Origin of the sequence: Kitasatospora sp. NPDC058965 (assembly GCF_042741245.1) — a bacterium.
Classification (GTDB): Bacteria; Actinomycetota; Actinomycetes; order Streptomycetales; family Streptomycetaceae; genus Kitasatospora.
Genome location: NZ_JBHYKG010000063.1, coordinates 1 through 7,952, shown reverse-complemented (window position 1 = coordinate 7,952; position 7,952 = coordinate 1). Strand labels below are relative to the sequence as shown.

The window sequence follows — 7,952 nt, the reverse complement described above, 5'->3', positions numbered from 1 at the left end:
TCGTCGGGGTGCCGTCCCCGGGCTCCCCCACCCCGACCACCGCCCCGCGGCGGGGGGGCGGGGGCCCCCCCCCCCCCCCCCACGGCACCGCGCTCCCCGCGCTCCCCCGACAACGGAAACGGACCATGCCCCACCCGCACACCCACCCCCACCCACACACCCACCCGCACGCGCCCCTGCCCGACCCGTCGCGCGAGGGCAGCGTCGTGCTGGAGATCGGCGGCAGCCTCGGCGCCCTGATCATCCACACCGGGCCCGCCGAGGACGGCCTGGAGATCGAGGTCAGCCCGACCGCCGGCGACCCCGTCCGCACCCACGCCGCCGTCCGCCCGCGCCACCTGGCCCGGCACACCGCGCACTGCGCCGTGATCTCCCCGCTCCCCGAGGGGGAGTACACCCTCTGGCGCACCGCGGACACGCCGGAGGCCACCGTCTCGGTGCGCGGCGGCGAGGTCACCGAGTACCGCTGGTCCGGGGCGCGAACCACCCCGTAACCCGCTCTTCGGTGGCGGGTCCCCCACGATTCGTCCTCGTGTCGCGCCCCTTTCGCTGCCGAACCTGATACGGTTCAGTTGTTGCAGTTCTGGTACCCATGAACTTAGGTGCGCCTGACGGGATTGTTCCTTCAGGCGCATTTTCTTGTTTCCGGCATCTCCGGATGGGGCCTCTGCCTACAGAAGGAGAAGATTATGGCGCAGGGAACCGTGAAGTGGTTCAACTCGGAGAAGGGCTTCGGCTTCATCGAGCAGGACGGCGGCGGCCCGGACGTCTTCGCCCACTACTCGAACATCGCCACCCAGGGCTTCCGTGAGCTCCAGGAGGGCCAGCGGGTCACGTTCGACGTCACCCAGGGCCAGAAGGGCCCGCAGGCGGAGAACATCGTCCCGGCCTGACAGCCGAACGAGCACGGCAGGGCCCGCACCGTTCCGGTGCGGGCCCTGCCCGCGTTCCCGCCCGTCACCAGCCGAGTCCGGCCGCCACCGGCAGGTGGTCGCTGCCGTCGTCCGGCAGCACCCGCGCGCTCGTGGGGCGCACGCCGCGGACCAGGACCTGGTCGATCCGCACCACCGGGAACCCGGCCGGCCAGGTGAAGCCGAAGCCGGCCCCGGCCGCCTCCTGGACCGGGCGCAACCGGTCGGTGAGGGGGGCGAGCGCGCCGTCGTCCGTGCTCCCGTTCAGGTCGCCGAGCAGCACCACCCGCTGGCTCGGGTCGGCGGCGACCTCCCGGCCCAGCGCCTGCACGCCGATGTTCCGCGAGGCCGTCCAGAACCCCGCCGCGGGCATCACCCGGACCGACCCCAGGTGGGCCACGTACACCGTGAGCGGACCGCGGTCGGTGGCCACCGTGGTGCGCAGCGCCCGGTTCCCGGCCAGCTCCCGGTCGGCCGGCACCGTCGCCGCCAGCGGCCCGAAGTCCATCACGTCGATCGGCCGGGTGTCCGACAGCGGCAGCCGGCTCCACAGACCGACCGTGCCCAGCACGGTGTGGTACGGATACGCCTTCGCCAGCTCCGTCTCGTAGCGGCCGGTGGACTGCGGCGTCAGCTCCACCACGGCCAGCAGGTCGGCCCTGGCGGCCGCGAGGGCGCGGGCGGTGCGGTCCGGGTCGGGGTTGTCCGCATTGACGTTCTGCTCGGCCACCGTGAGGTCGGCGCCCGGGCGGGACTTGTCGACCAGCAGCCCGCCGAAGAGGTTCAGCCAGACCGCGACCGGCAGCAGCAGCGCCACCACCGCGGTGGCGGAGCGGCGCACCAGCGCCCCGACCAGCAGCGGCGGGACGGCCAGGCCGAACCACGGCAGCAGGGTCGCCACCAGGCTGCCGAGGTTCCCGGTCCCCCCGTTCGGGATCCGCGCGTGCAGCAGCAGGACCAGCCCGAGCAGCACCGCGAGCGCCGCGAGCACCCGCCCGCGCCGCCAGGGTCCCGGCCGGGCGGCGGCGCGGACCGCCCGGTGCCGCCATGCCCGCCGGGCACCGGTGCTCCGTCGCTCGGGCTCCGCCGTCTTCTGCTGGGTCGTCATCTGCATTCCGGCAGTGAATCCGGTGCGGTGTTGTCGGCCCGTATCGGTTTTCCGATACGCCGACGATATGCGGCGCCTCGTACGATCGGGGGCATGCGCGTGCTGATCGTCGAGGACGAACCCTTCCTGGCCGAGGCCGTCCGCGACGGACTGCGGTTGGCGGCGATCGCGGCCGACATCGCGGGTGACGGCGACACCGCGCTGGACCTGCTCAGTGCCCACGCGTACGACATCGCGGTGCTCGACCGCGACGTCCCGGGACCCTCCGGCGACGAGATCGCCCGGCGCATCGTCGCCTCCGGCAGCGGGACGCCGATCATCATGGTGACCGCCGCCGACCGGCTCGACGACAAGGCCTCCGGGTTCGCCCTGGGGGCCGACGACTACCTCACCAAGCCGTTCGCACTGCAGGAGCTGGTGCTGCGGCTGCGGGCGCTGGACCGCCGGCGCGCCCACAGCAGGCCGCCGGTGCGCGAGATCGCCGGCCTGCGGCTGGACCCGTTCCGCCGCGAGGTCCACCGGGACGACCGCTACGTCGCACTGACCCGCAAGCAGTTCGCCGTGCTGGAGGTGCTGGTGGCCGCCGAGGGCGGGGTGGTCAGCGCCGAGGACCTGCTCGCCCGTGCCTGGGACGAGAACGCCGACCCGTTCACCAACGCCGTGCGGATCACCGTCTCGGCGCTGCGCAAGCGGCTCGGCGAACCGTGGATCATCGCCACCGTGCCGGGCGTCGGCTACCGCATCGACGCGCAGCCGTCCCCGGGGGACGGGAACGGCGGACGTGGCTAGGGCGCGGGCGTCCGGCATGAGCGTGCGCCTCAAGCTCACCCTCACGTACGCCGGGTTCCTGATGGTGGCCGGGGTCCTGCTGCTCGCGGCGGTCTGGCTCTTCCTGCTCCGCTACGTCCCCGACCGGGCGGCCCTCGTCGTCCCCGATGCCGCCGGGCCGCTGGTCCACGGCGTCTTCCCCGTCCGGTCCCGGCTGTTGGCGGTCTTCGCCCCGCGGGCCGCCGTGGTGCTGGGGGTCCTGCTGGCCTTCGGCCTGGTGGGCGGGTGGCTGCTGGCCGGCCGGGTGCTCGCCCCGTTGACCCGGATCACCGAGGCCACCCGGCTGGCCGCGACCGGCTCGCTCGCGCACCGGATCGACCTGCCGGGCCACCAGGACGAGTTCCGCGAACTCGCCGACGCCTTCGACGCGATGCTGGCCCGCCTGGAAGCCCACGTCGCCGAGCAGCAGCGGTTCGCCGCCAACGCCTCGCACGAGCTGCGCACGCCGCTGGCCGTCTCGAAGGCGCTGCTCGACGTGGCCGCGGCCGACCCGGGCCGCGACGTCGACCAGGTGCTCGACCGCCTGCGCGCCGTCAACACCCGGGCGATCGACCTGACCGAGGCCCTGCTGCTGCTCGGCCGGGTCGAGCAGCGCTCGTTCGCCCGGGAACCCGTCGACCTGTCGCTGCTGGCGGAGGAGGCCACCGAGACCCTGCTGCCGCTGGCGGAGCAGCACGGCGTCACCGTCGAGACCGACGGCGAGGTCTCCCCCGCGCTCGGCTCGCCGGCCCTGCTGCTGCAGCTGACCACGAACCTCGTGCACAACGCGGTCGTCCACAACCTGCCGGGCGGCGGCTCGGTCCGGGTCAGCACCGACCTCGCCCCCGGCGGGGCGGTGCTGACCGTCGAGAACACCGGCGAGCCGCTCGCCCCGGAGCTGCTCCCGACCCTCGTCGAGCCGTTCCGGCGCGGCACCGACCGGATCCGCACCGACCACCCGGGCACCGGGCTCGGCCTGGCGATCGTCCGGTCGATCGCCCACGCGCACGACGGCACGCTCACCCTGGCCCCGCGCCCGGGCGGCGGGCTGCGGGTCAGGGTGGAGCTGCCGGGCGCTCCGCCGGCCGGCGGCTGACCGGCCCGCCGCCGCTCACCTCACCCGGCGCCGGTCATCCGGCAGCGGCCTCCAGCGCGGTCAGCAGCTCCAGCACCGCGGCGGCCTGCGGCGACCCGATCCGCCGGTACAGCGACCACGCGCTGTCGAGGTCCGCGCGGGCCGCCGCCACCTCGTCCAGCGCGGCCAGGCAGCGGGCACCGCCCTCCAGCGCCCTGGCCTCCTCCAGCGGGCTCTTGACCCGGCGGGCCAGGTCGAGCGCGCGGCGGTGGGCGGCCAGCGCGTCGGGTGCCCGGTCCCGGTCGAGCAGCAGGACACCCGTGCTGTTGAGCACCTCGGCCTCGCCGTGCGGGTCGCCCAGGCTGCCGAACAGGGCGCCGGCGCGGGCGAACAGCTCGGCCGCCTCGTCGTCCTCGCCCAGCGCGTGCCGGGCCCGGCCCAGGTCGTGCAGGGCGTTGGCCCGACCGTTCTGGTTGCCCGCGGCGGTGAACATCCGCACCGACTGTTCGTGCAGCTCCGCCGCCCGCCCGGGCTCGCCCTCGGCCAGGCGGACGCGCCCCAGGTCCCACAGGCACCGGGCCTCGGCCTGGGAGTGGGCCAGCTCCCGGTACAGCCGGAGCGACTGCTCGAACTGCTCCGCGGCGGCGGCCAGGTCGCCCACGTCCTGGTGGAGCCGGCCGAGCGCCTGGCGGGCCTTGCCCTCGCCGATCGGGCTCCTGGCCCGCTGGAACGCGACCAGGGCGCGCTCCCCGAGCTCGACCGCGCCCTTGAGGTCCCCGCGCAGCTGCTGCACCCGGGACAGGTCGCACAGCACGTGCCCCTCGCCCCAGTGCTTGCCGAGCTCGGTGAAGAGCCGCAGGGCCTGTTCGCCGGTGTCGGCCCCGCCGTCGAGGTCCCCGGTCAGCCTGTGCACCCGGGCGAGGTTGAGCAGCGCGTTCGCCTCCCCCAGGGCGCTGCCGAGCTCCCGGTAGCGGTCCAGCGCCTCCTCCAGCAGGACCCCGGCCTGCGCGTAGCCGCCCGTGTAGACGTGGACGGCGCCCTCCTCGTAGGTCACGTTGGCCTCGCCGAGCCGTTCGCCCAGCTCCTGGAAGACCGGACGGGCCTCGGCGTACGCCGCGAGGGCGTCCGCGTAGTCCCCGCTCTGCATCAGCAGCCGGCCCAGCTCGGTCATCGTCTCGGCCCGGCCGAGCCGGTCGCCGACCGTACCGGCGGTCCCGGCCGCCTGCCGCAGCAGGACGACCGCGTCCGACAGCGGGCCCTCCTGGTGCAGCAGCGGGGCCAGCGCCAGGCTGATCGCGACGGAGGCCTGCGGGTGCGTGGTCGCGCAGGTGTGGGCGGCGGCGAGCAGGTTCTCCCGCTCCGCCCGGGTCCAGGCCAGGGCGCTCTCCTCGCCGGCCGTGGCCGGGTGGCTGCTCTCGCGCCGCACGAAGACGTTCGGCCGGACCCAGGACCTGAGGTGGTGGGCGGCGCCCTCGGCGACCTCCTGGTAGTAGCCGATCAGCCGGTCGAACGCCGCGCCGGCCGCGCCGGTCTCCTGATCGGTGCTCAGCCGCAGGTCGCGGGCGTAGAGCCGGATCAGGTCGTGGAACCGGTAGCGGCCGGCCACGTGCTGGGCCAGCAGGTTGTGGTCGAGCAGGGACTCCAGGAGCTGCTCGGTCGGGTGCGGATCGGCACCGAGCAGGGCGGCTGCCGCCCGGACGTCCACGTCGGCGCCCGGCACCACGGTGAGCAGCCGCAGCAGCCGCTGCTCCTCGGGCGGCAGGCCGGTGTAGGAGGTGGCGAAGGCCGCGCTCATGCTGCGCCCCTCGTCGCGCAGGCGGCCCAGCCGGTGGTGCTCGTCGCGCATCCGCTCGGCCAGGTCCGCCACCCGCAGGCCGCGCCGGTGGCGCAGCTGGCCCGCGGTGATGCGCAGGGCGAGCGGGACGTGGCCGCACAGCGCGGCCAGCTCCGCCGTGGCCGGGTCGCCGGCCGGGGCCCGGTCCTCCCCCGCGACGCGCTCCAGCAGCGTCACCGACTCCTCGGCGGTGAGCGCGTCGAGCGAGAGCAGGTGGGCGTCGTCCATGCCGGTCAGGCGCTTGCGGCTGGTCACCAGGACCAGGCAGCCGGCCGAGGCGGGCAGCAGGGGGCGGATCTGGGCGCTGGCGGCGGCGTTGTCGAGCACGATCAGCGTCCTGGTGCCGGCGAGGCGGTCCCGGTAGCGGGCCGCGCGGCCGTCCGGGTCGGCGGGGATCGCGTGGGCCGGCAGGCCGAGGGAGCGCAGCAGCGACTCCAGCGCGTCCGCCGGGCCGAGCGGCTCGGTGTGCGCGGTGTGCCCGCGCAGGTCGAGGAAGAGCTGTCCGTCCGGGAAGTCCTCGCGCACCAACCGGGCCGCGTGGACGGCGAGGGCCGACTTGCCCACGCCCGCCATGCCGTCGATGGCGCAGACCACCGGCCAGCCGTCCCCGGCGCCCTCGGCGGCCTCGCGGGCGTGCCGCACCAGCTGCGCCACCTCCGCCGCCCGCCCGGTGAAGGCCCTGGTCGCGGCGGGCAGTTGGGCGTTGCGCCGGTCGGCGGAGTCGGCCGCCGGCGGGGCCGGGCGGGCCGGGCCGGCGTCCTCCGGGCCCTCGGCGAGCGCCTCGCGGAAGACCTGCTGCACGGCCGCGTTCGGCTCCACGCCGAGCTCGTCGAGCAGACCGGCGCGCAGGCGTCCGAAGACGTCGAGGGCCTCCGCCCGGCGGCCGTCCGCCAGCAGCGCGGTCATCAGCCGGCGGTGGAGCTCCTCGGCGAGCGGGTACTCGGCGCACCAGCGTCGCAGCTCCGGCAGCAGGTCGTGGTGGTGGCCCAGGCGCAGCGCGGCGTCGGCGTGCCACTCCATCAGGTGCCGCCGCTCGCTCTCCAGCACGTGCCGGAAGGCGTCCAGCTCGGCGGAGGCGGGCAGGTCCGCCAGCGGTCGGCCGCGCCAGCGGGCGAGTGCGTCCGCCGTGTGGCGCAGCACCGTCGGCCAGTCCTCGCCGTCCTGGGCCCGTCCGGCCGCGGCACTGTGCCGGCTCACCTCGTGGACGTCCAACTCCCCGTCGGCGAGCTTGATCTGGTAACCCGTCGCAGTGGTGCGCAGCCGCTCGCCGTCCGGGTCCCCGAGCAGCACCCGCAGCCGGGCCACGTGGTTCTGCAGCGAGGAGCGGGCCGTCGCGGGGACGCCCTCGCCCCACAGCGCGTCGATCAGGGCGGTGGCGGAGACGGCCTGATCGGCCCTCAACAACAGGGTGCCGAGCAGGAGTCGGCTCTTCGGCGAGCCGATCGGCACCGCGCCGTCCGGGCCCTCCACCGTCAGTGGTCCCAATAGTCCGAAATACATCCTTCGTCGCTCCCCCGTGCGTGCGGCGCGACTGCCCGGGTGGCGACTGGCCCCCGGCACGCCCGGCATGGGCCGTTCGTGATCCGCAGGCAGTGGATGCTAACAGCTCCGCATCCGCCCGCTCCGCCCGGCCGTTGGTGAGCTGTTGCCGATCCGTTGGCCCGCCGGACCAGGATCTGTTCAACGGCCGGAACCGCGGCGCAGCCGCGCGGACCGCCGTTCGCCGGCGCCGGGGCGGACCACCGGCGCGCCACCTGTTCACGACATGAGGAAACGAGGAACCTGTGAAGCGGATCTGCGCCCTTGCGCTGCTCACCCTGGGGCTCGCCGGGATGCTCGGCGGCACCGCGATCGCGGTCACCCCCGACTGCGCCGGCGGTCTCCACTGCAACTCCAAGAACTGACCGCAACTCCGAGCACCGACCGGGTGGTTGCCGCACCGGTCCGCGGTCACGGCCGTGCCGCGCAGCGGCGGCGGTGACCACCCCGCAGCGTGCGGAACACCCTTGACGCCCGGTCAGGCCCCCCTGACCGGGCTCGACCAGCTGCCCGTGCTCCGCGACCGCGGGAGCCGTCGGGGTACTTCCCGGTACCCGACGGCGACCGCGGTCGCGCACGGTCAGCCGTCCGACGGCTCCCGGAAGCCGGCCAGGATCCGCTCCGCGGCCAGCGTGGCGGTCAGCGTGCCCTCGCGGACCTGCTGTTCCAGTCCGGGGC

The 7,952-nt window shown here is 75.4% G+C and carries 6 protein-coding genes; 4 read left to right on the top strand and 2 right to left on the bottom strand.

Annotated features, from left to right (window positions below; all coding sequences use genetic code 11):
• Positions 1-125 precede the first annotated feature (125 nt).
• The gene (locus ACFW1A_RS13505; protein ID WP_380408383.1) at positions 126-494 is read left to right on the top strand and encodes a hypothetical protein; all 369 of its coding nucleotides are present in this window, start codon (positions 126-128) and stop codon (positions 492-494) included.
• A 195-nt stretch (positions 495-689) separates the two neighbouring features.
• Positions 690-893 carry a cold-shock protein gene (locus ACFW1A_RS13500; RefSeq protein ID WP_031013754.1) on the top strand — a complete coding sequence of 68 codons (204 nt, stop codon included), beginning with the start codon at positions 690-692 and terminating at the stop codon, positions 891-893.
• Between the two features lie 64 nt (positions 894-957).
• On the opposite strand, the gene ACFW1A_RS13495 is transcribed toward ACFW1A_RS13500, so the two are convergent.
• A complete protein-coding gene (locus ACFW1A_RS13495; RefSeq protein WP_380408380.1) occupies positions 958-2,019 on the bottom strand; it encodes an endonuclease/exonuclease/phosphatase family protein in 1,062 nt (353 codons plus the stop codon).
• A gap of 93 nt (positions 2,020-2,112) precedes the next feature.
• Between ACFW1A_RS13495 and ACFW1A_RS13490 the strand changes: the two genes are divergently transcribed.
• Both ACFW1A_RS13490 and ACFW1A_RS13485 read left to right on the top strand, forming a co-directional pair.
• Complete coding sequence (locus ACFW1A_RS13490) at positions 2,113-2,808, top strand: response regulator transcription factor (protein WP_380408378.1); 696 nt, start codon at positions 2,113-2,115, stop codon at positions 2,806-2,808.
• Positions 2,809-2,824: 16 nt separating this feature from the next.
• Entirely contained in the window at positions 2,825-3,922 is a 1,098-nt protein-coding gene (locus ACFW1A_RS13485; protein ID WP_380408376.1) for a sensor histidine kinase, read from the top strand.
• A gap of 34 nt (positions 3,923-3,956) precedes the next feature.
• On the opposite strand, the gene ACFW1A_RS13480 is transcribed toward ACFW1A_RS13485, so the two are convergent.
• Positions 3,957-7,220 carry a tetratricopeptide repeat protein gene (locus ACFW1A_RS13480; RefSeq protein ID WP_380408374.1) on the bottom strand — a complete coding sequence of 1,088 codons (3,264 nt, stop codon included), beginning with the start codon at positions 7,218-7,220 and terminating at the stop codon, positions 3,957-3,959.
• Positions 7,221-7,952 lie beyond the last annotated feature (732 nt).

Bases quoted from the DNA above. Each gene is read 5' to 3' on its own strand.
- ACFW1A_RS13505 (WP_380408383.1), top strand. From the start codon at position 126: ATGCCCCACCCGCACACCCACCCCCACCCACACACCCACCCGCACGCG.
- ACFW1A_RS13500 (WP_031013754.1), top strand. From the start codon at position 690: ATGGCGCAGGGAACCGTGAAGTGGTTCAACTCGGAGAAGGGCTTCGGC.
- ACFW1A_RS13495 (WP_380408380.1), bottom strand. From the start codon at position 2,019: ATGACGACCCAGCAGAAGACGGCGGAGCCCGAGCGACGGAGCACCGGT.
- ACFW1A_RS13490 (WP_380408378.1), top strand. From the start codon at position 2,113: ATGCGCGTGCTGATCGTCGAGGACGAACCCTTCCTGGCCGAGGCCGTC.
- ACFW1A_RS13485 (WP_380408376.1), top strand. From the start codon at position 2,825: ATGAGCGTGCGCCTCAAGCTCACCCTCACGTACGCCGGGTTCCTGATG.